Genomic DNA, 25759 nt, shown 5'->3' on the forward strand with positions numbered 1-25759 from the left:
TGTAGCATAAACAACTTTAACCATATGATTTTAATTGTATGACTCAAGTTTACCTTCTGTTTAGCTATAGAGCTTAAGCTTAAATGCAAAAGTTTAAGTGCTCTACTCTTCTGGCGGATAGCCGTGAATGTCTTCAAAAACTTCGTCAAAGTTCTCGCGCAGGTATGAGCGCAACTTTAACCGGTAGTCTTTTTTTAACCAGCTTACAAAATTGTGCGTGCTCTTGCTTATGCATTTGGTATATCGCTCAATGCGGTGGTCTATATCGTCACCCAGTTCTTTGGCCAGAATAAGGGCATCAAACACGTCTTCGCTGTTTTCAATGCAAATTTTGGCGTGCTGTTCTACCGACCGTTCCAGAATGACCTTTGTGGATTCCCCATTTTTAACCGATTCGGTATAGGCTTTTTTAATGTCGAAATACACATCTTCAGATTTTGAGAACTGCTCCCTTATTTCATCGGGCATTTCATATTTAAAATTACTTTCCAGTTCTTCATCGTCTATCAGGTTGTCCAAAAAGTATTTTGGCGACTTGAAAATGCGTTGCCAGTCCAAATCTTCGCCCCAAGCTCCAAAACGGTAAAAATTGTTCCCCAGGTCGATTACGTTAAACGTGGATTTATCATTGGTAATACGCGAACCACGGCCAATCATCTGGTAATACAGGGTTAAAGAACGTGTGGCGCGGTTCAGGATAATGGTTTCTACAGAAGGTTCGTCAAACCCAGTGGTCAAAATACTTACCGAAGTCAATATCGCATCAGGCGTTTCCCGGAACCACTTCAAAATCATATTGCGTTCTTTTTTTGAAGCGGTATTGTCCAAGTGCATAATGGGATAGCCCGCCCGCTTAAAAGTATCGTACACATAGAGCGAGGTGTTGATCCCGTTATTGAAGATTAATGTTTTCTTGCCCTTGCTGCGTTCTTCATACGCTTGTAGCAAGCGGCTCAACATATCGGTACCGGTATATAGGTCGTCGGAAGATTGCACCGTATAATCACCGTTGGAACCAACCACCAAAGACGTAAGCCCTACATTATAGGAATAATTAATGGCACGGGCCAAAAATTCATTTTCAATAAGGGCCGGAATGCTCTCGCCAACAATCAACTCGTCATAATTATCTTTCATTGGAAGTTCTATGTTCGAGCTCAACGGGGTTGCGGTAACACCCAATAAAAATGATTTGTCGAAATACTTGAACAGTTTTGTGAACGAATTGTAATGCGCTTCATCAATAATTACCAACCCAATGTCTGAAATATCCAGCATATTGTCCCGCAACCTGTTGTTCAAGGTTTCTACCATGGCCACAAAACAACTGTATTGTGCTTGGTCGTCAAGATTAGCGGTACTATTGATCACTTTATTGACCACACCAAATTCGGTCAACATCTTTGAAGTTTGTTTGCACAGTTCAATACGGTGGGTCAATACCAGTACTTTTTTATTTCGGGTACGCAGGTATTCCCTTACAATTTCAGAAAAAATAACCGTCTTACCACCACCCGTGGGCAGTTGATACAATAAATGATAATCCTCGGGAGCTTCCTCAAAACTTTTAAAAATCTTGCTGATTGCCCCTCGTTGGTAGTTATACAGGTCTTTATCGGTTTTCTTTTCTTTTAAAACGGTTGTGTTGCTTGTTGTGCTCATTTATAGTCCCTTCTGAAAAATGAGGTGCAAAAATAAGGCCTTTTAAGTGTTTTCAACGAGTTTTTAGAGAATAATTTTAAAGTCGTTTTATAAGATTGAAAAAACAACCATCACACCCATTAGCTCCTCTCCTATTGCAGCCAATTTAAACCATGCATGTTAAATAGTTGTTAAATTACTACTTTGCATTGCATAGTACTGTAACAAAAATGATACTCCGTCGTCTATTTAATACAACCGGTTAAAAACAAAAGGTTTAAAACGCCAATTTTTCATCAACCCATTAAAACCCAATTATCATGAGGACATTAGACAGCGATCAAATTACAGAGCGATTACACAACTCAAAGAGCTATGCTTGGAACCAAAAGAGAAGATACCGGCAAAAAGCCTAAAACCTCTAAAATCAAAAAATATTAATCATTTAAAACCAATTATCATGAGAACATTAGACAGCAATCAAATTACCGAACGGTTACAAAACACACACGGCTACACGTGGAACCAAAAACGAAGGTACCGATAAGGCCGAGTCATCATCAATCAATTTTATAAATCAACTACCATGAAAACCCAGAGGAATGTAAGGAAAAGGCTAATTAGTGCTGCCAGAAAACAGCACGATTTCTTTCCTTTTAGAGAAAACACCCATACTTATGAAGACCCTTATTTTGAAGAAACCAACCGCTACGCCTACTAAGCCAAAACGGTTGACAGAAACGTAAAAAGCTGAAATTTTAAACGATTTCAGCTTTTTCTTTTTTCCCTATCTTATATTTAATTTCTGCTTTATAATAGCAATTGCGTCATTCAGGGTCCGTAAATTCTCCATATCGGCATTGGCAAACTCCACATCAAATTCATCTTCAACATCCAAAACCACATCGACCAAATGGGCCGAGTTGATGTTCAATTCGCCAGTAAGGTCTTTATCTGCAGCAATAGCTTCTTCTGAAACATCTTCGGGCAGATAGGTTTTTACAATTGGGAGCAGTTTTGCATAAATTTGTTCGGTGGTCATAGATCAACTTTTTCTTCTAAAGATAATACACGCATTCACATCGCCAAAACCAAAACTGGCTTTTATTACGGTTTGAAGATTCGTTTTAAAAGTTTCCTTCGGAATTTTTTCAGAAGAAATCAACCTTTCAATCTCCGGATGCACGGTTTCACAATTTACATTCGGAAATAAAAAACCATCTTTTAACTGAAGTATGGTTGAAACCGCCTCAATACTGCCGCTTGCAGCTAAACAATGGCCGGTCATTCCTTTCAGTGAATTGATATAAGGGAAATCTGCCCCATTTCTGTACAGCGCTTCGCACCAATTCCGTATTTCCAACGGGTCTTTAGTAGTGGCGGTAAGGTGGCCATTGATATAGTCAATTTCCGAGACGTCAATTTCAGCCTGTTTTAAACTTTCGGTGATACATCGTTTCACCGCTATACTGTTAGGTGCGGTCATACTGCCTTCGCCTCGTTGACCACCACTGTTTACGTGACCGCCCAACACTTCAGCATAAATGGTTGCGCCTCTTTCTTGGGCACTTTTCAACGATTCTAAAACCAAGGCCCCGGCGCCGCAACCGGGTACAAATCCGCTGGCATTTGCATCCATCGGCCTGGAGGCTGCCGTAGGATCGTTATTGTACTGATAAGGCAAAATCCGCATCGCATCAAAGCCACCCCAAACATACGGACCGCCGTCGTTGCTGCTTCCGCAAAGCATTTGTGTTGCTTTTCCCGAAGCAATGTGCTCATACCCCATAACAATCGCTTCGGTTCCCGTGGCACAGGCTGATGCATTGCTTGTCACCCAGTTTCCGGCACCGCTCATTCCGCCCAGATACGCTGCAACGCTGCTCGCCATGGTTTGGGCCACGCTCGTGCTTCCCAACCGGCGTACGTTACCCTCATCAATTTTATAGAACGATTCCCTGAATTTTTCAACGGAACTATTCCCTGAGCCAAAAATAATCCCCAAATCCCACAACGGTTCTCCTTGTTTGCCAGCGAGACTAATGTCAGCATCCTTAAGCGCATCCATTCCGGCAATAACGCCGTACAAAATATTGTCGCTTTTAAAATTTTTAAGTTGAAGATCGGTAAAATATTCTTTTATTTTTTCTTCTGAAATGTTCGGCATTCCCCCTATTTGGCAAGAAAAACCCAATTCTTTTAATTTTTGATGAAATGCAATTCCCGATGTGCCCGATTGGATTGCTTCTGAAAAAACCGGTACGCCCACACCGTTAGGAGCAACCACGCCAAGCCCTGTAACCACAACCCTATGCTTCATCTCCTGAAATTTTAACCATTCCGCTAATGGTGCCTTTGCAGATGATTTCATTTCGGCTGTTCAGCATATTAACCGCACATTTCAGTTTATTGAACCGAAAATATTCTTTTTTTGAAACCACGCTAACGGTTTCCCCAGGATAAACGGGTTTTAAAAAATCGATATTCGTATTGCTCAACACTATATGCAAATTTTTGAATGAATTTTCAGAATCCGTTTTAGAAATTAAATAAATACCAAGGCAGACCACACCAATTTGCGCCATACATTCGGTTAATATGACTCCCGGTGTTACGGCTATTTCCTTAAAATGCCCTTCGTAAAAATAGGCCGTAGGGTTAAACGTATAAAGACCTTCCGCTTTTTCTTCGGAAATAAATATCAGTTCATCTACAAACAAAAAAGGTTCTTGATACGGCAGTCTTTTTAAGATATTTTCAAATTTCGTGTCCATTTACTGCAAACTTTCGCCCCCGTCAACCGTTAAAATGGTGCCATTTATCCAGTTCGCTTCGTCTTTGCAAAGCAAATACACCGAGTTTGCCACATCTTCAGGGGTTGTTAATCTATTAAACGGACTTCTTTTCTTAGCCTGTTCGGTGAGGGTTTCGCTGCCGGGGATCATTTTAAATGAAGGGGTCAGCGTTGTTCCGGCCTGTATGCAATTGGTGGTAATGTTAAGCGGTGCCAATTCTACGGCCATTTGGCGCATCAAGGCCTCCAAAGTGGCTTTTGCTGCCGAAACTGCTCCGTAGCCCGGCCAGACTTTTGCGTTTCCTTCGCTGGTAAAGGCAATGTTCCGGGCATTTTCGGTAAAGGTTTCATGGGCAATCAAGGCTTGGGTCCATTCGTACCAACTGGTGGCCATCCCGTGCAAGGTGATGTCCAAGTCGGTCATGGAAAGCATATTCAACTGGGCGGCCTGCATGGTTTTTAAACTGCCTTTGGCAATGCTGTGCAACAATAGTTTACAACTGTTTTTTGGTATGGAAGCAAGAACAGCTTTGATGGTTGTTTCTTTTAAAGCATCTTTATTGAAATCCATTACTTCCACCCCCGCATCTTTCATTCTTTTTAATTCTTCGTGCAACGCTTGCATGTCGCTTTTCCGCGTACGGTGCACGATACAAACATTCATTCCCGCTTCAGCCAGTTTATGTGCAGAGGCAAGGCCTAAGCCGCTACTGCCGCCTAAAATTAATGCCCACTGATTTGAAAATTCTTTTGCCATATTAAAATTGTAAAAGGATTCGTTGCGCTGAAAAACCAGGACCGAAACTCAACATTAATCCCAAATCACCTGGTTTGGTAGTTTTTTTCATAAACCGTTCCAATACAAACAGCACGGTAACGCTGCTCATATTACCGTACAATTTAAGGGTTTCTTTGGTATCATCTATGTTTTTACCCAAACTTCCGAAAAGTTCTTCCACAGTTTGCACTATTTTTTTTCCGCCGGGATGAAAAATCAAATGGTCCACATCTTCAATACGTATATTGTTTTCTTCAAGAAATGGATGGACTATTTTTGGAAAATGATCGGCTATGGTTTGTGGTACTGCTTTATCCAAAATCATTTGCAGACCGGTGTTTACCAGTTTAAAACCCATTAAATTGGTGGCATCATAAAAATGGTACATGGCTTCATCTAACAACTTTGGCCCCTTATCCTCTTCATTTGAAGATAACAGCACACAAGCCGCTCCATCCCCAAAAATAGCGGCACTAACAATATTTGCCATTGAATAATCATCTAATTGAAAGGTTGCTGTTGGAGCTTCCAACGCAATAACGGCAGCCCGTTTTCCGGGATTGGCTTTTAAGAAGTTTTTAGCATAAATCATTCCTGAAACGCCTGCCGCGCAGCCCATTTCGGTAACGGGAAGGCGCACCACATCTTGCCGCAGTTGCAATTCATTGATCAAATACGCATCGACCGAAGGAATCATAAACCCCGTACAACTTACAGTTATAATGTAATCGATGTCTGTTGGTTTCCAATTGGCTTGTTGCAAAGCTTTTTCCAGACACTGCCTGCCCAGCTGTTTTATTTCCTGTACGTACAATTCGTTTTTAGACTCAAAATCGGTATGCGTAAACACCTGTTTCGGGTCCATGATAGAATACCGCCGCTCTACGCCAGAGCCTTCAAAAATTTTGATCACTTTCCGTTTAAAACGTTGTTCTTGGCCTTCTAACCACAGTTTTACCAACGGCAAGGTCTCTTCCGTGCGCTGGGAAAAAGGCGGCAATTGCGTGGCTACTGTTTTTATTATTACGTTCATCGTTGCTTTTTTAATATCCATTGGTAGCGGAAGGCCCATTTCCAGCGGATGGTGGATTGTTGTTGGTCTATTTTTTCTGAAATTTGCCACAGCTCTTCTTTTTTAAATCCTCGTGCCACGGAAACCAAACCATCATAACGGGCTATTTTGGTTTTCAGAAACAACCTGCTAAACCCTTTGAATAAGTGGAAGGCGAGGTTACTGCGTTGTAAATCGTTTACTACAATCCCGACTTTGGAAATATTCATCAAATTCTTAAGAATGGCTGTAATCTCATCGTTCTTGAAATGGTGCAAAAACAAATTACACAGGGCAATATCGGCTTTTGGAAGGTTTTTTTCTGAAAACACATCGACCGTTTTAAAAGTTATGTTCTGGTTTTTTTTGGACCGTTTTTTAGCTTCTGAAATAATATGGGCATTGGCATCGATCCCTATTAATTGAAACTCATAATCGTTTTTAAGGCCTAATCGGGCACATTTCCGAAGCATCTCGCCATCACCGCATCCTACGTCCAAAATTGTGATGGGTCGCTCTTTAGGCAGTGAGGCCAAAAGGCTTTTAAGGCCGTTAAGTGTTGTATTGGCACCTCCCAATATGGTGTTAACGGTTTTTAAATCGGTTAACACGGCTTGCATTTCTTTTCCCTGTAAATTAAAATCGTCCATGATTTCAACTTCATTGGAGCGGTATGTGGATGAAAATTCTGGCATTAGCGTAAGCGGGTTCCATGCGTTTTATTAATGAGTGTTTTGAGCAAGCCGGGAAATGCATTCAGCAATGAAAAACCGAAATGGGAAGCAGTTTCGTTCAATACAACTTTTTGAAGGTAACGCCCCATCTTTAAACGGCTTGAAAAGGTGTTGTTCCATTGTTTTTCGTATTCTTTCTCCAATAAACTTCTGTCTATATTTTTTGTTTGTTGCTGCTTCAGAAATAATTCAGAAAACAATTTTGCGCTATGAATGGCCATCGCCATGCCGTTTCCGCACAAGGGATGGATCAAACCTGCGCTGTCCCCTATCATAAAGATATGGTTTTCTACTGGTTTTTTGGGCTGAAACGATATTTGCCCAATGGTCAACGGCGAATCGAACAGCGGGACGGCTTCAGAAAAGAAATGTTTTAAATTGGGGTTTTTGGCCATGTTGTTTTCCTGAAAATCATCTATTCCGTTATAGTTCTTAAAAGAAGCATAGGTCGTTAAATAACACGCGTTTACAGCACCCGTTTCAGTTTTGGAAAGCCCGCAATATCCGCCTTTAAAAGTATGCAACGCAACGGTATTTGCTTGAAAATCAAACTGATAATGTGCTTTTACGGCCAACCAGGAAGATTTTTGTGCAATAAACTTCCGGTTGAGTTTTTTATCGATATTTGAACGTTTTCCGTGGGCACCCACCACATACGTGGCTTTGTACATTGTGCTGTCCTGTGTTGCAATCTCAAAAGCCTCTTTCTGGAATGAAATGGATTCAACTGTTTTAAAAACTACGTCGCAATTTTTGTTTACCTGCTCGTATAGTAGGGTATCGAAAGCATAACGGCTTATCCCAAAACCACCCAACGGCAATGTGGTTTTCAGGGTTTTGTGGTTTGGAGAGGTAATTTTTAGTGTTGAAATAGGCACAGCCCCTTCACTTAAAGGGTCAAGGCCGAGTGAATTAAGGTATGGCAATACCTCATTGGACACATATTCGCCACAAACTTTATGGTTCGGGAACGGGTTTTTTTCAATCAAAAGCACGCTAACACCTTGTTTGGAAAGGTGCAAGGCACAGGTTAACCCTGCTAAGCCTCCTCCTATAATCGCAACTTCATAAAGTGTATTGTCCATTGGCGTAACTGCAAAGTGGAATGTACAAAAAAAATCCTGCTTCGTTAAAAACAGGACTTGTTGTGCATTAGTGAGGGGTATAAATTAGTTTCTTTGTTGCGCTTCTTGCTCGGCTTCGTTTACCATTTTCTCGTTAGGAACAATGGCTACGTTAACACGGCGGTTTTGCGCACGGCCTTCTGCTGTGCTGTTGTCTGCAACTGGGCTTTGTTCGCCAAACCAATTGGTGGTAAAGCGCCCGTTGCTCAATCCTTTATTTTGTGTAAAATAATTGGTAACAGCTTGTGCTCTCTGTTTGGAAAGCGTCATGTTATATTCGGCAGATCCGGTACTGTCGGTATGCCCAACTACCAATACATCGGTATCTGGGTATTCGCGCAGTACATTGGCGAGTTTATCAAGCGTAGCTTGTGAGGCCGCATTGATGTTATATTTATTGGTGTCGAAGTACACGCCACTGTTTTCATCGAATGTTACCACAATACCATCATCCACGCGTTCTACTTGTGCGCCCGGAATTTCGGTTTCGATTTTTTGGGCTTGCTTGTCCATTTTATTACCAATGATAACCCCGGCAGCTCCTCCTGCCACACCGCCAATAACGGCACCGAGCTCTCCATTACCGCCTTCTCCCACATTATTACCGAGAATGGCTCCAAGGATAGCTCCTCCAGTAGCACCTATTACAGCACCTTTTTGTTTGTTATTTGCATTTTTAACGGCTTCACAATTGGTGAAAGCGGTTAAAAACATAAACGCCATTGTTACTGTTGCTATTTTTTTGAGTGTCTTGTTCATTATTCATTGATTTTTGTAAAGTTCATATTAATTGTGAAAGGGGACCCGTCAAGATCTACGGTCTGTTCCCAACGCATAGTCGATTCGTTTAACTGCGTCAATTGCAGGCGGAAACCTACATCATTTTCAGATTTCCCCTTGGCGTTGGTCGGTTTCAATAAGAAATCGTAAAGCCCTGTTTCGGGATCTATTTCCTGAATGGTAAAGATGAAATTTCTATCGCCCGTAGGACAATCTTGGTTATTTATCGTATAAACTCCCGTGTTGTTATTGGGGATAAATCGCCATGTGCTGCCCTCAAAGCATTCTTTTGAGGTGTCGCCCAAAAGCGAAACGTTAAATTCACCCGATTCGCTGTAGGTGATATTATCCAAAGACCAGTAGCCTTTGATTATTTTACGGGACTCGATGACTGTTTTGGGAGTTCCGCAAGCCAATACGGTCATAGCCACAACAGCCAGTACAATAAGTTTTTTCATACTTGGTGGTTTTAATTTTAAGGTTAATAGAATTGAAGTTTGATATTATCTTCTGAAAAGTCTAGAAAGCAAAGAAAGTACTAAAAGCACTAAAAATATCCAGAAAATGATCATTGCGATATCGGTTGCACCTTCTGCGATGCCTCCAAATCCAAATATTGCCGCAATAATTGCAATTACAAGAAAAATAATAATCCAGCGTACCATAATTTTTGAGTTTTATTGATTAGTAATGATACTAAGGTACGTAAGAAAACCCCTTGCTGTATCATGTTTAGAATAAGTTTAACAGCTTATGTTAACATTTTAATAAGCTATTAATAACGCCAATTCTTCTTTAAAACGTTCTTTTGGAAGGTACTGTTTTTCAAGGTTTACAGCGAATGGGACCGGGGTTTCCATACTGGCCACACGTTTAATTGGAGCGTCCAAATATTCAAAACAATTTTCAGAAATCAATGCAGAAATATCCGATGCGATCCCCCCGAACATAGAATCTTCTTGAAGGATAATTACCTTACCGGTTTTCTTTACCGAAGTGAAAATAGCTTCGGTATCTAAAGGGGAAAGGGTACGCAAATCGATTAAATCTGCTGAAATTTCTGGCGTTTCATCCAAAGTTTCCATCGCCCAATGGACACCGGCGCCATAAGTAACAATTGTAATGTCATCACCTTCTCTTATTAAAGAAGCTTTACCAAGTGGTAAGGTAAAATAATCGGTTGGTACTTCTTGTCGTACACTTCTATATAATGCTTTATGTTCGAAAAATAGAACTGGATTAGGATCTTCAATTGATGTAGCCAATAACCCCTTTGCATCATAAGGAAACGCTGGATACACAACTTTTAATCCGGGGGTGTGCGTAAACCAAGCCTCGTTGGTCTGGCTGTGGAAAGGTCCTGCCCCTACTCCCGCTCCGCAAGGCATACGGATCACCACATCTGCTTTTTGGTTCCAACGGTAATGGCTTTTCGCCAAATAATTGACAATGGGATTGAACCCAGAGGTCACAAAATCGCCAAATTGCATTTCCATTACCGCTTTAAAGCCGTTGATCGACAGCCCCATCGCCGTAGAAACAATGGCCGACTCACATATAGGAGTGTTGCGTACCCGCTCTTTGCCAAAAGCATCCAAAAAACCATCGGTTATTTTAAAAACGCCGCCGTATTCGGCGACATCTTGGCCCATGATCACTAAGTTGTCGTGGCGCTGCATGGCCTGTTTCAATCCTTGGGAAATAGCATCGACCAAGCGCAATTCTTCCTTTTCTGAATTTACTGTAATTTCTTGATATTCATATTCTTCAAACAAATCATTTAATTCATTACTTTGAGTTGAAGTGATGGGATTTTCAGAAAAAGCAAGGTCTAAGTTTTCATTAATTTCAGCTAAAATCCTTTCTTTAAAACGAACAACATCTTCTTCTGAAAGGATGTTTTCCTTCCGAAGAAAAGCTTCATAGTTTTCCAGCGGATCCTTTGCCGCCCACGCGCCCATCAATTCTTGCGGTACATATTTGGTGCCGCTCGCCTCTTCATGGCCGCGCATCCTAAAGGTTTTGAATTCCAATAATACAGGCCGGGGATTGCTGCGCATATCTTCTACAAGTTCTTTTACTTTGGTATAAACCTCTAAAATATTGTTTCCCTCAATAATATGTGCTTCCATTCCGTAGCCCTTGCCGCGATCGGCGAGGTTTTCACAGTTGTATTGCTCATTGGTTGGCGTGGAAAGTCCGTAGCCGTTATTTTCTATGCAAAACAAAACCGGAAGTTGCCATACCGAAGCCACATTGAGCGCCTCGTGGATGTCGCCTTCACTGGTTCCGCCCTCGCCGGTAAATACCGCACAAACCTGATTGTTTTCTTTTAATTTATTGCCGAGTGCGATGCCGTCGGCCACGCCAAATTGTGGGCCCAAATGCGAGATCATCCCCACGATTTTAAATTCTTGTGTCCCAAAATGAAAACTTCGGTCGCGGCCTTTGGTAAACCCATTGGCTTTGCCCTGCCATTGCGAAAACAGCCGGTTCAAAGGAATCTCACGGGTAGTGAAAACCCCCAGGTTTCGGTGCATGGGCAAAATGTATTCGTCTTTGTCCAAAACCGAGGTAACGCCCACCGAAATGGCCTCTTGCCCTATCCCGCTGAACCATTTGGAAATTTTACCCTGCCGTAGCAAGATCAGCATCTTCTCTTCTATCAATCGGGGTTTCAGCATTTTTTTATATAAGGAAAGCAAGGTTTTGCTGTCCAAGTTGGTGGTGTCATATTCAAATAACTGTTCGGTTGCGGTTTTGGAGCTCATATTCGTTTGTTTAAGACTTTCAAAAGTAAGAAATATAGTGTTCACCACAGATTTTAATCCATTTTTTTACCTTCGGGAATAACCGCTATATTTGGTATATTTGTATTTTAAAATTGGTGCTATCACAATTAATGTGGAATTTCACTTTTAACAAAAGACTTTTTGGCGTACGACATAGGATTTAAATTAGCTTATTCCACATCTAATAATATCGGAACACATCTTAAGTCTTACGTCATCTTATTATAAGTCAAATTGAAGCCATGAAAATTTCATAAATATAAATTCGCCATTAAAATAGGTTGGATACGATTAGTACCTTGAAAATTAAACCTTATGAACAATATACCCAGTGTGGACCTTGCAGACTTCGTGTCTGACGACCCAAAAAGAAAACAAAAATTTGTTGACGAAATTGGCAAAGCTTATGAAGAAATAGGCTTTGTATCCTTAAAAAACCATTTTTTGAGCGATGATTTGGTAGCGAACCTATACAAAGAAGTAAAGGCCTTTTTCGCTATGCCGGTGGAAACCAAAGAAAAGTATGAAATAGAAGGTCTGGGCGGTCAGCGCGGTTATGTTTCCTTCGGAAAAGAGCATGCAAAAGGCAAGAAAGAAGGCGATTTAAAAGAATTTTGGCATTTTGGCCAAGAACCCGACCCCGAGGCAAACTTAACCGAAGAATATCCCGAAAATGTACAAGTAGAAGAGCTCCCCGATTTTAATCCTACTGGAATGGAGGCCTACCGTATGCTCGAAAAAACCGGAATCTATGTACTTCGCGCCTTGGCGTTATACATAGGCATTGAAGAAACCTATTTTGACAAATGGGCCACCAACGGAAACAGTATATTGCGCCCAATTCACTATCCGCCCATTACCGAAGAACCCAAAGGCGCCGTACGTGCCGGGGCCCACGGCGATATTAACTTGATTACGTTGTTAATGGGAGCTTCGGCTGGAGGCTTGCAGGTTTTGCGAAAGGACGGCGAATGGATCGATGCCATTCCGAAGGAGGACGAATTGGTCATTAACGTTGGCGATATGCTGGAGCGCCATACCAACAACAAACTGCGATCAACCATCCACCGCGTGGTGAACCCTCCTAAAGAAGAATGGGACACGCCACGATACAGCATCCCGTTTTTTATGCACCCGAGAAGTGACATGAAACTCAACTGTTTAGAGGCCTGTATTGACGAAGACCATCCTAAAGCCTATCCCGATATTACGGCCGGAGAATTTTTACACCAGCGTTTGGTGGAGATTGGGTTGATAAAAGAGTAGTTTCTAATTTTTTTTAAGAATTCAGAATGTAAAATTCAGAATTCATGATTCCAAATTCACAACAATGGACTTAAAAGATCAGTTAAAAGACTTATTTCCCGACCATCAACCGCCCAAGGAACCCAAGGAAGAAAAACCGACCGTTTGGCTTCAGGACGATCCGTTGCATTGTAAATATGAAAAACGACGCGGGAAACCCATCACCATTATTGACAATTACAACGGGGCACAAAGCGATTTTAAGCAACTGGCCAAAGAACTGAAAAAAATGCTAGGCGTGGGCGGCAGTTTTAAAAATGAACAAATCATCATTCAAGGAGATTATCGCAAAGAAATTATGGCATATTTGCAAGAAAAAGGCTTTAACGTAAAACGTGTGGGCGGATGAGAATAACAGAATCTGAACTTATTTTAAACCCAGACGGCAGTATTTACCACCTTAACCTAAAGCCAGAGGACCTCGCCCAGACCGTGATAACCGTTGGCGACCCCGGACGGGTGGAACGAATATCAAAACATTTTGATGCTCTGGAAGTAGATGTGCACAAAAGGGAGTTTAAAACCCACACCGGAACCTACAAGGGCAAACGTATATCGGTTATTTCTACAGGAATTGGTACCGATAATATCGATATTGTCATTAACGAGTTGGATGCGTTGGCCAACATCGATTTTGATACCCGTACCCTAAAAGAAAACCATACCCAACTTACCATCGTTAGGGTGGGTACATCCGGAGCCATACAAAGCAACATTCCCATTGATAGTCTTTTGGTTTCTGAAACAGCCGTGGGATTTGACAATTTGCTTCATTTTTATAATAATACGGGGTTTCTGGATGCTGCTTTTTCCGAAGCTTTGATCGCGCATACGCAATGGTCGCCAAAAAACTCGGCACCTTATGTAGTACATGCCGATGAAAACCTGCTTCAGCTTTTTTCAGCTTCAGATTTCATAAAAGGAACTACGGCCACTAATGTAGGCTTTTATGGTCCGCAAGGCCGCGTCCTTCGTTTACCTTTGCAAGATGGGCGATTGAACGATAAACTTGCTTCCTTCACATTTCAGAAAAAACGAATCACCAATATGGAGATGGAAACCTCGGCCATTTATGGTATGTCGCGTTTATTGGGCCATAAAGCCATATCGTTGAATGCGATCGTGGCCAATCGCGTTAATGGAACTTTTAGTGCCGCCCCAAAGGAAACGGTAAACAAACTCATTGAAAAGACCTTGGAAATACTTACAAAATGAAAAAAATGATCATTGGCGGTGTCCCTGAACACTTCAACTTGCCCTGGTACCTTACCCTTCGCGACAAAAAGTACGATACCCACAACATCAACCTGCGCTGGATAGATTATCATGGTGGCACGGGCGAAATGTGCCAAGCGTTACGTGATGGCTCCATCGATATGGCCGTTATTCTTACCGAAGGTATTGTGCGCGACATCATCAACGGCAACGATTCTAAAATTGTACAGGTTTTTGTAAAATCGCCGTTATTATGGGGGATCCATGTTGCTGAAAATTCAGACTATGAAACGGTGTTAGATTTAAAAGGAACCGAAGCCGCCATAAGCCGTTATGGTTCCGGTTCGCATTTAATGGCATACGTAAATGCCGAAAACCAAGGTTGGGATTACGAAGATGACCTAAACTTTAAAGAGATAAAAAACCTGGAGGGCGCCTTGAAAAACCTGCCACAAGGCAATGGCGATTATTTTATGTGGGAAAAATTCACCACCAAACCTTATGTTGATAACGGTCCCTTACGGTTGGTTGGCGAGTGCCCTACCCCGTGGCCATGTTTTGTAATCGCAGTACGTAACGAAGTGTTGGAACAAGATGAGGAAACCATTAAAAAAGTATTGGACGTTATAAATGAAAATACCCGAAACTTTAAGAATATTCCTGCAATAGACAAAATGATCTCCAAACGCTACGACCAAAAATTGGAAGACGTGCAACAATGGTTAAAATTAACCGAATGGAGCCAGCGCAACCTCACAAAACCCGAATTGAAACGGGTACAGGAAAAATTGCTCGAACTAAAATTAATAGACCGCATAATACCTTCGGAAAACATTCTTTGGAACCCAATGTAAAAAAAACCAAAACTTTTACGCAACCTTTTTCTACTGCTTCCATCTTGTTAGCGTAAGATAAGAATTATGACGACTTTTTTAATCATTTTAGGGGCATTGTTGGTAACCAACTTTTTGTTACTGCAATTTAGCTGCAATGATACCGCAGAACCCGAAACGCCAGAGGACGAGTAAAAATAGCTCGACTTTACCGTTTACGCTTAAAGTAAATCTCAAATCGAGTAATGCCTATTCATCAATAGGTTACCACTCGATTTTTTCCATTCCATTTTCTTCTAAAAAAGCATTTGCTTTACTGAAATGTTTATTGCCAAACCAATAGCCCCTGTTGGCACTTAAAGGTGATGGATGGCCACTTGTTAATACTAAGTGCTTATCTGAATTTATCTTCGCGCCTTTTTTCTTTGCATATCCTCCCCACAATAAAAACACCAACCCTTCCCTGTTTTCAGAAAGTTTTGTGATTACCGCATCGGTAAATTGCTCCCATCCTTTTTTTTGATGGCTGCCGGCTTGGTTTGCCCTAACCGTCAACGTGGCGTTCAATAGCAACACGCCTTGGTCTGCCCACCGTTCTAAGTTTCCGCTTGGAGGGACGGGAATTCCGATGTCGCTTTTTATTTCTTCAAAAATATTGATGAGCGAAGGCGGTTTGGCAATACCATCGGCAACCGAAAAGCACAATCCATTGGCCTGTCCCAAGCCATGATAGGGATCCTGGCCCAATATCACCACTTTTACTTTATGAAAAGGCGTGTGGTCAAAGGCGGAAAAAATCTGCCGCCCGGGCGGAAAGCAAGTATTTTTGTCATATTCGTTTTTTACAAACCGGATCAATTCTTTAAAGTACGGCTTCTCAAACTCATCGGCCAATTGCCGCTTCCAACTTTCTTCAATGGTTACCTGCATTATGTGTATTTTTGTATGCTGAAAACGTAAAAATACAGTATTATAGGCGAATGGTCCGTATCGATTCAAAAACATTGCAGGATTTGGAGTTTCCCTCCGTACTGCAGCAAATCTCAGAAAATTGCATTACCCAACCTGGCAGCGAGCGGGTTTTGAAGATAAAACCGTTTAAAGAAACAGACGACATCGCTCCAGAACTGCACCGGGTAAAGGAATTCACAGCTTCGTTTGAAAGTGACAGCCCCATTCCCAATCACGATTTTGAACCTATTGACAAAGCGCTTCAGCTTCTGGGCATTGAAAACAGTGTGCTGGACGTTTCAAGTTTCAGAAGAATCCGTTCGGTAACCGATACCACAATCGATTTGCTGAAATTCTTCCAGAAATTTGAAGAGTTTTATGTTTATCTCAATCGTTTTTCTTCAAAAGTAGAGTACACTTCGAGTATTTCTGAAGAAATTCAGAAAAAAATAGACCGCTTTGGCGATGTGAAAAATGAAGCTTCGGAAGAATTAGCCGCCATCCGCAGGCGGTTAAACCAAGTGAAGGGGCAAATAAACTCATCTTTTACAAAAGCGTTAAATAATTACTCACAGGCCGATTACTTGGACGAAATTAAAGAGTCCGTAGTTGAAAACCGCCGTGTTTTGGCAGTTAAAGCCATGTACCGAAAAAAAGTGCGCGGGGCGGTTTTGGGCAATTCAAAAACCGGGAGCATTGTTTACATAGAACCGCAAGAAACTTTAGAGTACACCAACGAGTTGAGCAACTTGATCTATGAAGAACAAGAAGAAATAAAACGGATTTTAAAACAGCTTACCGAATTTGTACGCCCGTACAAAAAACTGCTAAAGCAATATCAAAACTACTTATCGAAGATTGACGTTTTATATGCAAAAGCAAAGTACGCCCGCACCATTAATGGTGTTCTTCCTGTTTTGACCAACAACAAGTTTCTGCTTTTAAAAGATGCGTACCACCCCTTGTTGTGGATCGCCAACAAAAAAAGAAAGGAAAAAACCTTTCCGCAGACCATTTCGCTGGAACCTGAAAAACGCATAATCGTCATCAGCGGGCCCAATGCCGGCGGAAAGAGCATCACGTTAAAAACCGTTGGTTTATTGCAGGTTATGCTGCAAAGTGGTCTGTTGGTCCCAGTGGAACCGTTGAGCGAATTTAGTTTTTTTGACAGAATTTTAACTGATATTGGAGACAACCAGTCCATCGAAAACCATTTGAGCACATACAGTTACCGGTTAAAAAAGATGAACCAGTTTCTTCGGAAATGCAATAAAAACACCCTCTTTTTAATAGATGAATTTGGTACTGGAAGTGATCCTGAACTAGGCGGTGCCTTGGCCGAAATATTTTTAGAAGTATTTTACGAGCGTGAAGCCTTTGGAATTATCACCACGCACTACGCCAACTTAAAAGTATTGGCCAGCGAACTGCCACACGCCATCAACGCAAATATGCAGTTTGACAATAGAAGTTTGGAACCTTTGTACCAATTGCACCTTGGTGAAGCCGGAAGCTCCTTTACCTTTGAGGTGGCACAAAAAAATGGTATTCCGTATAGTTTAATTAATAAAGCCAAAAAGAAAATTGAACGCGGGAAAGTGCGGTTTGACAAAACCATTGCCAAGCTGCAGCAAGAACGGTCTAAATTGCGAAAAACTTCGGCTAACTTAAAGACCGAAGAACAAAAAGCCCGGGAAGAAAGCAAGCAGCTGGAAGAGATAAACAATCGTGTGCAAGAAAAACTGGAAAGTTATCAAGAACTGTACGACAGCAACCAAAAAATGATTTCATTGGGCAGAAAAGTGGATTCATTGGCCGAAAAATTCTTCAACAACAAAAAGAAAAAACCACTGTTGGAGGAGCTTTTCAAACTAGTGTTAAAAGAAAACAGCAAACGCAAAAAACCAAAGCCTAAAAAGAAACAAATCAGTAAAGCACAAAAAAAAGCTGAAAAAGCCGAAAAGGCAAAAAAACACGAAGTAAAGCAAGAGTTGGAACAAAAGGTAGCGGCCATTCGAAAACGTAAAAAGCAAGAAAAGGCCGAAGCCAAAAAAGCACCACCCCCAAAACCAAAAGTGACTTTAAAACTTGGTGATCGGGTGCGAATGGTTGACGGACGGGCCATAGGGACCATCGACAAAATAGAAAAGAAAAAAGCCATTGTAAATTACGGGATGTTCACGGCCGATGTGAGTTTGGAGGAGCTGGAAAAGGTTTGATGCTGGATGACGGATGCTAGATGACGAGCCTTCGATACAACCCTCCTATCGTCGGGCCACTCAGGCACCGAGAAAATAAAATGAAGCAAGGTATCTGAGTGTTTTATGCTTTTTAAATAGTCGTGTCCGACTAAGATTTAAGACCGCTACGCTGATAGACATAAGACTTAAGACTTGATTGTTAATAAATTGATAATAAGATAGTTATATTTAAAAGCATTTTATAGTTTAAAAAAGTAACAAAACTAAAATAGCAAGGTGTCCAAATGAAAAAACGCTAGGAACAGTTATGTTTCTTGAAGTTTTAAAAGTCTAAAAAACTTTAATCGAACACCAATGCTTTTTAAATAAGGTACTTTGATTAACGAAAAACACGATGTACTAAGCCTATCAAAACGTAAAGAAGGCACCTAGAAAAAATTTTTAAATTAAATGAACAACAATCCAAAACATAAAATCATCCTTTTTGACGGCGTTTGCAACCTGTGCAACAGCTCTGTCATCTTTGCAATTAAACGGGATAAAAACGATGTGTTTCGGTTTGCAGCATTGCAAAGTGAAATTGGTGAAGAACTAACTTCAAAATTAAATATAGATACTTCAAAAACCGATTCCATTATTTTAATCGATGGCGATGCGCATTACGAGAAGTCTTCTGCCGCGCTCTGTATTGCAAAACATCTTTCTGGAGGTTGGCCACTACTCTACGCCTTTATTATTATTCCAAAATTTATTCGAGACTCAGTTTACAACTTTATTGCAAAAAACCGCTACAAATGGTATGGTAAAAAGGAAAGCTGTATGATTCCTACACCCGAGCTGCAGGCTAAGTTTTTATAGTTTTTCGGGTTTTTTCAGAAAATCCTCTTAAGAAACTACCAGATATGTTTTTTATTTTAATTGTTGCTCCAATAAATGAAATCGGAGCAGGCCCTTTTTTTGTCGTTAACCGTTCATTAACCGAGGCATATTAAATTCCTCCATAACTTTGTACCCTAAAATTGAAGACACAATTAAAAAGACACGGTCAAAAATTAAAATCGATTCTTATACTAAATAATATCTTATGAAAACAATTACCTTAATTTTTACACTTTGTATTTCTTTATTTTCAGTCTCTATGTACGCTCAGGATTGGGAACCATTAAATACGAACACTACAGCACGAATTTACGATATGTCTTTCCCTGCAGGACAAAATGAAGTTGGTTATGCGGCAACAGGTTCTGGTTTATTTGAAGGAGAAGGAACTATTATTAAAACTATAGATGGAGGAGACTCTTGGTCGCAGATCTACCCTGCTTCGGGCACAGCAGATATTTTACGGAGTATATTTTTTACATCCGTTGATGTTGGGTATGCAGGAGGATTGAACGATATTCTTATGAAAACAACAGACGGCGGTGCAACTTGGACAGATATTTCCCCGAGTACCGCAGGAGATTTTTTTCAAACGATTGTTTTTTTTGATGATGACAACGGAATAGCAGCAGCCAATCCAGAAGGTGTAGCCTCAACTAAAATTTATGTTACGGATGATGCTGGTGCAAATTGGCAAGAAGCTACTGGATTAATCCACGCAGCTTATGACGTATCATATGTTTCAGATGTAAATACTTTAATCGCTGCTGGTCAGCCTAATCAAAGAATCTCAAAGTCCACGGATGGAGGTTTGACATGGACGGTTGTAAACACAGGGCTTCCAACTAAACTGCTTTTAGGTGTGGATTTTGCGGGTGATTATGGTGTTGCTGTTGGCTCTAATGGTGATACGTACATTACCAATGACGCTGGTGACACTTGGGAAAGAAATTTATTGCAAGAGTCAGGAAATTTTCAAGGTATCCACGTTTTTGATTCTGAACGGACAATCATCGGAGGATCTAATGAAAAAATGTTCATGACAACAGACGGCGGTATGAATTGGGAATTGGAATATGATGGCCCAAATACCGAATTCTTTTACGATATCGAATTTACAGATAACAACACTGGGTTTGCTGGTTTGTCCAGCGGTGTTATTTTAAGGAAAGCAGCACCGTTATCCATTGGAGAAAGTAATATAGATTCTGAATTTGTTATATACCCAAACCCCACAACAGGAGTCTTAACCGTTTCTTCAAAAACAAGTATTGTTCAAATAGAAATATACAACCAATTGGGACAAGTGCTACAATCAAGTTCCAATGAAAATACTATAGATATAACTAAATTAAATTCAGGAATTTATCTTGCAAAAATAAAAGATGATAATGGAAACACTGCTAGTAAAAAAATAGTGAAGCAATAAAAAAAAGATGCATACACCTAAATTTTAAGTATAAACATAAACCCCTTTTCAACTTTTGAAGGGGTTTTTTAATATCGAAGTCGTATAGACACTTGATTTTTAATCTATTAAATTTTATGGTCAACAAACACAAATAAGTTAACGATAAGTTAACGGCCATTTTTATAGCTATATTTAGTAGGCTAATCTTCTATATTTACGCTATGCAACTAAAGTCCAAGGTGTTAATTTTATTTTCAGTTTTTACACTGATTGCCTTAATAGGTATTCAAGGCTACCTTATTTATAACAGTTATGAGTTAAAACAGAAAACCATAACCATCGATGCTCGTAATGCCATCGCTAAAATTTACAACACGCCCACGGTCGATTCCATCGCTTGGTTATACCGAAACGATTTTCTTGAAGCGCTTGAAGCTTATAAAAACAAGCGTATTTCTAAACAACAAATGCTTCAGCGATTAGATGAAAAAACGACGGAAATCAATTCAGGTTTTCTCAAAACCTATAATAAGAAGTTAAAAGAGTACGGAGATGATTTTGATGTTCGGTTTAAAAAAATTGTCACCTCCATTTCGGTAAAAGACTCCTTAGGAAATATGGAAATGCTCTATTCAGAAAAGAATACCGATACCATTTTACTTTTGGGTGAGAACTTTCCACAATCTGAAGCAACGCTCATCAACAACAGCACGTGGCAAAAAGATCACGAAATTGCTTTAAAAGATGGTCCGGCGATGTTTGATTTAAGTTTCAAATCTAGTATTTTCATGAACATTTCAAACTGGAACAACTTGATAATACGGGAACTCTCCGGTTTGTTGATATTGTCCAGTTTATTGTTCCTTTTTGTTGTGGGACTGTTGTACTATTCCATTCAAAATTTGTTCAAACAAAAACGAGTTGCTGAAATAAAAACCGATTTCATCAACAACATTACCCACGAGCTCAAAACCCCGCTCTCTACCTTATCGTTGGCCACCAAAACCCTTACCAGTGAACACGCCAAGGGAAACGAAGAGATGACATCGGAAGCCATACAGATTATCGACCGACAGAACACCCGGCTCCAAAATTTAATAGATCAGGTGTTAAAAAGCAGTTTAGGGTATCAACAAATCCAACTTTCGACCGAAGCTTTTAACGGATGTACGTTTTTAAAGGAATTGTTAGACGATTATTGCTTGACCATTTCATCTTCTATAACCATTGACCGAAATATTGAAAACACTGGGATCCCCATAATAGCCGATAAATTTTATCTGAGCACCGCCATTATCAACATACTGAACAATGCTATAAAATATGGCGGCACAAAATTGAATGTAGGTTATAGCATAGATAAAAATGATTCAACCCACACCTTTACCGTTCAAGACAACGGGATTGGCATTTCAAAAAAATACCAAAAATTCATTTTTCATAAGTTTTACCGCATTAGTGAACAGAACACCCACAATTACAAGGGGTTGGGGCTTGGTTTGTATTACACCAGCCAGATTATAAAGGCTCATGACGGCACCATTTCAGTAGAAAGCGAAACCGAAAAAGGCGCCACGTTCATTATAAAAATACCCATAGTATCATGAAAAACATTCTATTGGCAGAAGACGACCAAGATTTTGGAACGATGTTGAAGCAGTATTTAACGCTCAATAAATTCAACGTCACCTGGGCCACAAATGGCGAAGAAGCTTTTGAGGCCTTTAGTAAAGATAATTTTGATCTCTGCATCCTGGATGTTATGATGCCCGTTATGGACGGGTTTACCTTGGCAAAAAAGATAATTGATATAAACCCTGAAGTTCCATTCCTGTTTTTAACGGCACGGAAAACCAAAGAAGATAAAGTAAAAGGGTTAAAGCTCGGCGCTGATGACTATGTGGTAAAACCCTTTGAGGCTGAAGAGTTGATTTTCAGGATAAAAAACATTATAAAGCGCACCGAACAGCAAAACACCTTGCGACCCGAAACACCCCAGGAAAAACAGTTGCACATAGGAAAATACACTTTCGACACCGAAAACTTAACGCTGAATATAAACGGCAAGACCAATAAGATAACCGCTAAAGAAGCCAAGCTGCTGTATTTTTTGTACCGCAACAGAAACCAACTGATACGCCGCGACGATATTTTGTCCAACGTTTGGGGAAAAACCGATTTTTTTTCCGGCAGGAGCATGGACGTTTTTATAAGCCGAATCAGGAAATCGTTAAAAGACGACCCATCCATTGCCATTGAAAGCGTTCGGGGAATTGGTCTGGAATTCAATATTAAATAACAAAACAGATAATCAATTATTAATCATTAAACAATCATTATGAAAACAATTACAAAAACGGTGCTTTTAGTACAATTACTGTTGTTTGGCAGCACGGTAATGGCACAAGAGTATTTTGGCACCACCACCTTTGGGGATGCAAGTATTGAGAATTCGTTCCATTCGGCTGTGGACAGCAATGGTACTATTTACACCCCCGGGCTTTATTCTGGGTCTATAACCGTAGGTTCGGAAACCATAACCTGGGCCGGCGGAAATGCCGATGGCTTTTTGGCCATTCACGACAGCGACGGCAACCCAACAGGCGTGTTAGGCTTTGGCGGTGGTTTTGACGACGTCGTTATCGATGTTGCCATTGATGCCGATGACAATATTTACCTTACCGGGTATTTTCAAGGAGCCAACCCTAACAACCCTTTTGATGCCGATCCGGGACCAGATGTATTTCCCTTATCGGTACGTTCATTCTTGAACAGTCGAGATCTTTTTGTTATTAAATTGGATAGCAATCAAGAGTTCGTTTGGGCCAAACAAGTAAGTAATCCCTTTGGCGCGGCAAGTGAAGATGCACAGACCATTAATGTTGATAGTCAAGGAAATGTATATATTGGTGGTTCATTTTTAGTAGCAGATTTTGATCCTGACCCTAATGTAGATAATATAATATTCTCAGCAGATAGTTCCACTTCTGATGGTTTTTTACTGAAGTTAGATACTGATGGAAATTTTGTTTGGGTAAAAACCTACGATGGTGCTGGTGGTATAGTAGAAATAGAAAGCATGCAATTTGATGCCAATGAAGACATTTTCCTTACCGGTAGGTTTGCCAACCAAGTAGATCTTGATACTGGAGCCGATGTTGACAATTATACAACCAATGGAGGTGATGATATTTTCATTACCAAAGTTGACATAGATGGTAATTATATCTGGGGCCAGGTATTTGGCGGTGCTGGCCTTGACGCTGTAAACAACATAGAAATATTGCAGTCAGGCATTTATATCAGTGGTATGTTCTCCGGAACTGTTGACTTAGATCCTACAGCAGGCGAAAATAGTGTAACGTCAAATGGCGATTGGGATGCATTCTTTTCAAAATTCGATACCGACGGAAACTATGATTATTCCTATACAACGGGCGGCGAGACCAACGATAATCTGGAAAACATTTATGATATTGCCGAAGGCCCCACTGGAAACCTCTTTGTTTCGGGAAGCTTTGTTGGAACATCCGATTTTGATAACGATACGGGTGAAGCCACAACGACCTCAAACGGAAATGCTGATAACTTTTTAGTTGAATTGAGCACTGCTGGCGTTTATAGAAATCATTGGACAGTTGGTGGGCTTGCACCTGAAAATAATCCACAAATCCTCTTTAACAATAACGACGAAGTAGTATCGATAGGGGTATTTCAAGACAGCGTTGATTTCAATCCTTTTTCTGGAGAAGACATCCAGACCAGTACAGGAAACAGGGATATTTATGTATCGCGTTATTCTACCATTAATACCGGCAACGACAGTTGTGAAAATGCAGTGGCAGTATCCTGTGGTGATGTTGTAAATGGTGAAACGATTTCCGATTCCGATTCTGGAGGAAACGCTGCCCCGGATGAGTTTTACAGCTATACCGGAAACGGTTCTTTGGAAGAAGTAACCCTTTCGCTTTGCAACAACACCGATTTCAACTCCGTGATAAGGGTATTTGAAGATTGTACCCTAACAAACGAAATAGCCATGAACGATGACTCTTGTGGAGAGCAATCTGAAGTTTCTTTTATATCAGACGGGACTTCTACCTATTTCATTATGGTTGAAGGGTTTGAAAGCGAAGCAGGTAATTTCAATTTAGAGGTTTCTTGTGAAGAGTTACCAGAAAACGATATTTGTAGCGGAGCTTTACCTATTAGCTGTGGAGAAACCCTTTCAGGTTCTACTGCCGATGCTACTATAGATACAAATGCTCCAGTATGTGCAACAGACATTACAGCACCAGGAGTATGGTACACATTTACCGATGATAGCGGATTGGTAACCGATTATACTGTTTCACTTTGTGATTCAGATTACGATACCAAAGTAACCGTTTACACAGGTGATTGTGGAGCTTTGGTTTGCGAAACCGATAATGACGATTCGTGTGGGTTGCAATCTGAAGCAACCTTCCAAGGAGACGGAAACACCACCTATTATATTTTCGTACACGGTTTTGGAAGCAACACCGGTAATTTTAATTTGACAGTTGATTGTGTTCCGGTACCTCCGGCCAACGATATGATTGCCAACTCTATTGATGTTGACGAAGTTGGTTTCCCTTACACAGATGTTGCAGTGCCCATGCCAGCAGCAACAACCGAAGCAGGTAATCCAACTGGATGTAATATTGATGGCGCCAATGGTGTTTGGTATAATTTTGTATCCAATGGTGATGGGGAAGCTACTGCAAGCATTGTAGATCCTGCTGGTACCAGTGTGGTGACGTTTTTTGAGGCACCCAACGAGAATGCCACCGAAACAGACCTTACATTGGTGAACCAAGGAACAAATCAATGTCTGCCTGGAACTTCTACAACCATCACCACTACTGCCGGACAGGCATATTACGTGTTTGTGGTAAATACTGAAGGAACGACCGATATCACCATTGACGGAACCAATTTAGGAACCAATGAAAACACCCTTAAAGGATTTACCTTCTACCCTAACCCAACAACAGGTGTTGTAAATTTAAATGCTACGGAAACGATTGAGCGTGCAACTATTTATAGCTTATTAGGACAAAAGGTGATCGATGAGACCATAGGAACTTCAAAATCTGAACTTTCTGTTTCAAGCCTTTCAGCAGGTACTTATATTTTAAAAGTAGTTGTTGATGGTCAAGTAGGAACCTATAAAATAATTAAACAGTAAATTTTCTCATAGTTTAGTAACTATGTAATTAGGTGAGCGGGCAGGAAACTGTCCGCTT

At 40.7% G+C, this 25759-nt stretch carries 24 protein-coding genes; 11 read left to right on the top strand and 13 right to left on the bottom strand.

Going from position 1 to position 25759, the window contains the following annotated elements:
• Window positions 1-102 precede the first annotated feature (102 nt).
• Window positions 103-1662 carry a DEAD/DEAH box helicase gene (locus tag DDV96_RS04790; protein ID WP_116693619.1) on the bottom strand — a complete coding sequence of 520 codons (1560 nt, stop codon included), beginning with the start codon at window positions 1660-1662 and terminating at the stop codon, window positions 103-105.
• A gap of 565 nt (window positions 1663-2227) precedes the next feature.
• On the opposite strand from DDV96_RS04790, the gene DDV96_RS16080 reads away from it, so the two are divergent.
• Window positions 2228-2362 (top strand): hypothetical protein, encoded by a 135-nt coding sequence (locus tag DDV96_RS16080; RefSeq protein ID WP_262497870.1) that lies wholly within the window; start codon window positions 2228-2230, stop codon window positions 2360-2362.
• 66 nt (window positions 2363-2428) lie between these two features.
• Here DDV96_RS16080 and DDV96_RS04795 read toward each other — a convergent pair whose 3' ends face one another.
• The 11 genes from DDV96_RS04795 to DDV96_RS04845 form a co-directional block, all read right to left on the bottom strand.
• The gene (locus DDV96_RS04795) at window positions 2429-2683 is read right to left on the bottom strand and encodes an acyl carrier protein (protein WP_116693620.1); all 255 of its coding nucleotides are present in this window, start codon (window positions 2681-2683) and stop codon (window positions 2429-2431) included.
• Window positions 2684-2686: 3 nt separating this feature from the next.
• Window positions 2687-3961: a beta-ketoacyl-[acyl-carrier-protein] synthase family protein gene (locus tag DDV96_RS04800; RefSeq protein ID WP_116693621.1), complete on the bottom strand. Its 1275-nt coding sequence runs from the start codon at window positions 3959-3961 to the stop codon at window positions 2687-2689.
• Window positions 3951-4415, bottom strand: a complete 465-nt coding sequence (locus tag DDV96_RS04805) for a 3-hydroxyacyl-ACP dehydratase FabZ family protein (RefSeq protein WP_116693622.1) — start codon at window positions 4413-4415, stop codon at window positions 3951-3953. Before DDV96_RS04805 ends, DDV96_RS04800 begins: the two co-directional genes overlap by 11 nt.
• Entirely contained in the window at window positions 4416-5192 is a 777-nt protein-coding gene (locus DDV96_RS04810) for an SDR family oxidoreductase (protein WP_116693623.1), read from the bottom strand. It lies immediately after the preceding gene.
• Between the two features lies 1 nt (window position 5193).
• Window positions 5194-6246 (bottom strand): type III polyketide synthase, encoded by a 1053-nt coding sequence (locus DDV96_RS04815; protein ID WP_116693624.1) that lies wholly within the window; start codon window positions 6244-6246, stop codon window positions 5194-5196.
• Window positions 6243-6959, bottom strand: a complete 717-nt coding sequence (locus DDV96_RS04820) for a methyltransferase domain-containing protein (protein ID WP_116693625.1) — start codon at window positions 6957-6959, stop codon at window positions 6243-6245. The genes DDV96_RS04815 and DDV96_RS04820 overlap by 4 nt, the downstream gene beginning before the upstream one ends.
• The gene (locus DDV96_RS04825) at window positions 6959-8083 is read right to left on the bottom strand and encodes an NAD(P)/FAD-dependent oxidoreductase (protein WP_116693626.1); all 1125 of its coding nucleotides are present in this window, start codon (window positions 8081-8083) and stop codon (window positions 6959-6961) included. Before DDV96_RS04825 ends, DDV96_RS04820 begins: the two co-directional genes overlap by 1 nt.
• An 84-nt stretch (window positions 8084-8167) precedes the next feature.
• On the bottom strand, window positions 8168-8881 hold the full coding sequence (locus DDV96_RS04830; protein WP_116693627.1) for an OmpA family protein: 714 nt from the start codon (window positions 8879-8881) through the stop codon (window positions 8168-8170).
• Window positions 8881-9360: a lipocalin family protein gene (locus DDV96_RS04835; protein ID WP_116693628.1), complete on the bottom strand. Its 480-nt coding sequence runs from the start codon at window positions 9358-9360 to the stop codon at window positions 8881-8883. The genes DDV96_RS04830 and DDV96_RS04835 overlap by 1 nt, the downstream gene beginning before the upstream one ends.
• Before the next feature lie 45 nt (window positions 9361-9405).
• A complete protein-coding gene (locus DDV96_RS04840; RefSeq protein WP_116693629.1) occupies window positions 9406-9567 on the bottom strand; it encodes a DUF1328 family protein in 162 nt (53 codons plus the stop codon).
• Between the two features lie 99 nt (window positions 9568-9666).
• Window positions 9667-11673, bottom strand: coding sequence for an alpha-ketoacid dehydrogenase subunit alpha/beta (locus DDV96_RS04845; protein ID WP_116693630.1), 2007 nt, complete (start codon window positions 11671-11673; stop codon window positions 9667-9669).
• Between the two features lie 336 nt (window positions 11674-12009).
• Here DDV96_RS04845 and DDV96_RS04850 point away from each other — a divergent pair, with 336 nt between their 5' ends.
• From DDV96_RS04850 to DDV96_RS04865, 4 genes are all read left to right on the top strand, one after another.
• Window positions 12010-12960, top strand: a complete 951-nt coding sequence (locus DDV96_RS04850; protein WP_116693631.1) for an isopenicillin N synthase family dioxygenase — start codon at window positions 12010-12012, stop codon at window positions 12958-12960.
• Between the two features lie 64 nt (window positions 12961-13024).
• Complete coding sequence (locus DDV96_RS04855; RefSeq protein ID WP_116693632.1) at window positions 13025-13348, top strand: translation initiation factor; 324 nt, start codon at window positions 13025-13027, stop codon at window positions 13346-13348.
• Entirely contained in the window at window positions 13345-14214 is an 870-nt protein-coding gene (locus DDV96_RS04860; protein ID WP_116693633.1) for a nucleoside phosphorylase, read from the top strand. The genes DDV96_RS04855 and DDV96_RS04860 overlap by 4 nt, the downstream gene beginning before the upstream one ends.
• Window positions 14211-15068, top strand: a complete 858-nt coding sequence (locus tag DDV96_RS04865; protein ID WP_116693634.1) for a substrate-binding domain-containing protein — start codon at window positions 14211-14213, stop codon at window positions 15066-15068. The genes DDV96_RS04860 and DDV96_RS04865 overlap by 4 nt, the downstream gene beginning before the upstream one ends.
• A gap of 243 nt (window positions 15069-15311) precedes the next feature.
• Here the strand turns inward: DDV96_RS04865 and ung are convergent, their stop codons facing one another.
• Complete coding sequence (gene ung / locus DDV96_RS04870) at window positions 15312-15977, bottom strand: uracil-DNA glycosylase (protein WP_116693635.1); 666 nt, start codon at window positions 15975-15977, stop codon at window positions 15312-15314.
• 50 nt (window positions 15978-16027) lie between these two features.
• On the opposite strand from ung, the gene DDV96_RS04875 reads away from it, so the two are divergent.
• The 6 genes from DDV96_RS04875 (at window position 16028) to DDV96_RS04900 (ending at window position 25701) form a co-directional block, all read left to right on the top strand.
• Window positions 16028-18217 (top strand): endonuclease MutS2, encoded by a 2190-nt coding sequence (locus DDV96_RS04875; protein ID WP_116693636.1) that lies wholly within the window; start codon window positions 16028-16030, stop codon window positions 18215-18217.
• Window positions 18218-18649: 432 nt separating this feature from the next.
• Entirely contained in the window at window positions 18650-19057 is a 408-nt protein-coding gene (locus DDV96_RS04880) for a thiol-disulfide oxidoreductase DCC family protein (RefSeq protein WP_116693637.1), read from the top strand.
• 226 nt (window positions 19058-19283) lie between these two features.
• Window positions 19284-20507: a T9SS type A sorting domain-containing protein gene (locus DDV96_RS04885; protein WP_116693638.1), complete on the top strand. Its 1224-nt coding sequence runs from the start codon at window positions 19284-19286 to the stop codon at window positions 20505-20507.
• A 203-nt stretch (window positions 20508-20710) separates the two neighbouring features.
• On the top strand, window positions 20711-22096 hold the full coding sequence (locus DDV96_RS04890; protein ID WP_116693639.1) for a sensor histidine kinase: 1386 nt from the start codon (window positions 20711-20713) through the stop codon (window positions 22094-22096).
• Window positions 22093-22788 carry a response regulator transcription factor gene (locus DDV96_RS04895; RefSeq protein WP_116693640.1) on the top strand — a complete coding sequence of 232 codons (696 nt, stop codon included), beginning with the start codon at window positions 22093-22095 and terminating at the stop codon, window positions 22786-22788. Before DDV96_RS04890 ends, DDV96_RS04895 begins: the two co-directional genes overlap by 4 nt.
• Window positions 22789-22827: 39 nt before the next feature.
• Window positions 22828-25701 carry a T9SS type A sorting domain-containing protein gene (locus DDV96_RS04900; protein WP_116693641.1) on the top strand — a complete coding sequence of 958 codons (2874 nt, stop codon included), beginning with the start codon at window positions 22828-22830 and terminating at the stop codon, window positions 25699-25701.
• Window positions 25702-25759: the final 58 nt, after the last annotated feature.

Origin of the sequence: Marixanthomonas spongiae (assembly GCF_003095375.1) — a bacterium.
Classification (GTDB): Bacteria; Bacteroidota; Bacteroidia; order Flavobacteriales; family Flavobacteriaceae; genus Marixanthomonas; species Marixanthomonas spongiae.

Bases quoted from the DNA above. Each gene is read 5' to 3' on its own strand.
- ung (WP_116693635.1), bottom strand. From the start codon at position 15,977: ATGCAGGTAACCATTGAAGAAAGTTGGAAGCGGCAATTGGCCGATGAG.
- DDV96_RS04900 (WP_116693641.1), top strand. From the start codon at position 22,828: ATGAAAACAATTACAAAAACGGTGCTTTTAGTACAATTACTGTTGTTT.
- DDV96_RS04815 (WP_116693624.1), bottom strand. From the start codon at position 6,246: ATGAACGTAATAATAAAAACAGTAGCCACGCAATTGCCGCCTTTTTCC.
- DDV96_RS04800 (WP_116693621.1), bottom strand. From the start codon at position 3,961: ATGAAGCATAGGGTTGTGGTTACAGGGCTTGGCGTGGTTGCTCCTAAC.
- DDV96_RS04835 (WP_116693628.1), bottom strand. From the start codon at position 9,360: ATGAAAAAACTTATTGTACTGGCTGTTGTGGCTATGACCGTATTGGCT.
- DDV96_RS04855 (WP_116693632.1), top strand. From the start codon at position 13,025: ATGGACTTAAAAGATCAGTTAAAAGACTTATTTCCCGACCATCAACCG.
- DDV96_RS04840 (WP_116693629.1), bottom strand. From the start codon at position 9,567: ATGGTACGCTGGATTATTATTTTTCTTGTAATTGCAATTATTGCGGCA.
- DDV96_RS16080 (WP_262497870.1), top strand. From the start codon at position 2,228: ATGAAAACCCAGAGGAATGTAAGGAAAAGGCTAATTAGTGCTGCCAGA.
- DDV96_RS04810 (WP_116693623.1), bottom strand. From the start codon at position 5,192: ATGGCAAAAGAATTTTCAAATCAGTGGGCATTAATTTTAGGCGGCAGT.
- DDV96_RS04850 (WP_116693631.1), top strand. From the start codon at position 12,010: ATGAACAATATACCCAGTGTGGACCTTGCAGACTTCGTGTCTGACGAC.
- DDV96_RS04890 (WP_116693639.1), top strand. From the start codon at position 20,711: ATGCAACTAAAGTCCAAGGTGTTAATTTTATTTTCAGTTTTTACACTG.
- DDV96_RS04825 (WP_116693626.1), bottom strand. From the start codon at position 8,083: ATGGACAATACACTTTATGAAGTTGCGATTATAGGAGGAGGCTTAGCA.
- DDV96_RS04830 (WP_116693627.1), bottom strand. From the start codon at position 8,881: ATGAACAAGACACTCAAAAAAATAGCAACAGTAACAATGGCGTTTATG.
- DDV96_RS04880 (WP_116693637.1), top strand. From the start codon at position 18,650: ATGAACAACAATCCAAAACATAAAATCATCCTTTTTGACGGCGTTTGC.
- DDV96_RS04820 (WP_116693625.1), bottom strand. From the start codon at position 6,959: ATGCCAGAATTTTCATCCACATACCGCTCCAATGAAGTTGAAATCATG.
- DDV96_RS04845 (WP_116693630.1), bottom strand. From the start codon at position 11,673: ATGAGCTCCAAAACCGCAACCGAACAGTTATTTGAATATGACACCACC.
- DDV96_RS04875 (WP_116693636.1), top strand. From the start codon at position 16,028: ATGGTCCGTATCGATTCAAAAACATTGCAGGATTTGGAGTTTCCCTCC.
- DDV96_RS04795 (WP_116693620.1), bottom strand. From the start codon at position 2,683: ATGACCACCGAACAAATTTATGCAAAACTGCTCCCAATTGTAAAAACC.
- DDV96_RS04790 (WP_116693619.1), bottom strand. From the start codon at position 1,662: ATGAGCACAACAAGCAACACAACCGTTTTAAAAGAAAAGAAAACCGAT.
- DDV96_RS04805 (WP_116693622.1), bottom strand. From the start codon at position 4,415: ATGGACACGAAATTTGAAAATATCTTAAAAAGACTGCCGTATCAAGAA.
- DDV96_RS04865 (WP_116693634.1), top strand. From the start codon at position 14,211: ATGAAAAAAATGATCATTGGCGGTGTCCCTGAACACTTCAACTTGCCC.
- DDV96_RS04860 (WP_116693633.1), top strand. From the start codon at position 13,345: ATGAGAATAACAGAATCTGAACTTATTTTAAACCCAGACGGCAGTATT.
- DDV96_RS04885 (WP_116693638.1), top strand. From the start codon at position 19,284: ATGAAAACAATTACCTTAATTTTTACACTTTGTATTTCTTTATTTTCA.
- DDV96_RS04895 (WP_116693640.1), top strand. From the start codon at position 22,093: ATGAAAAACATTCTATTGGCAGAAGACGACCAAGATTTTGGAACGATG.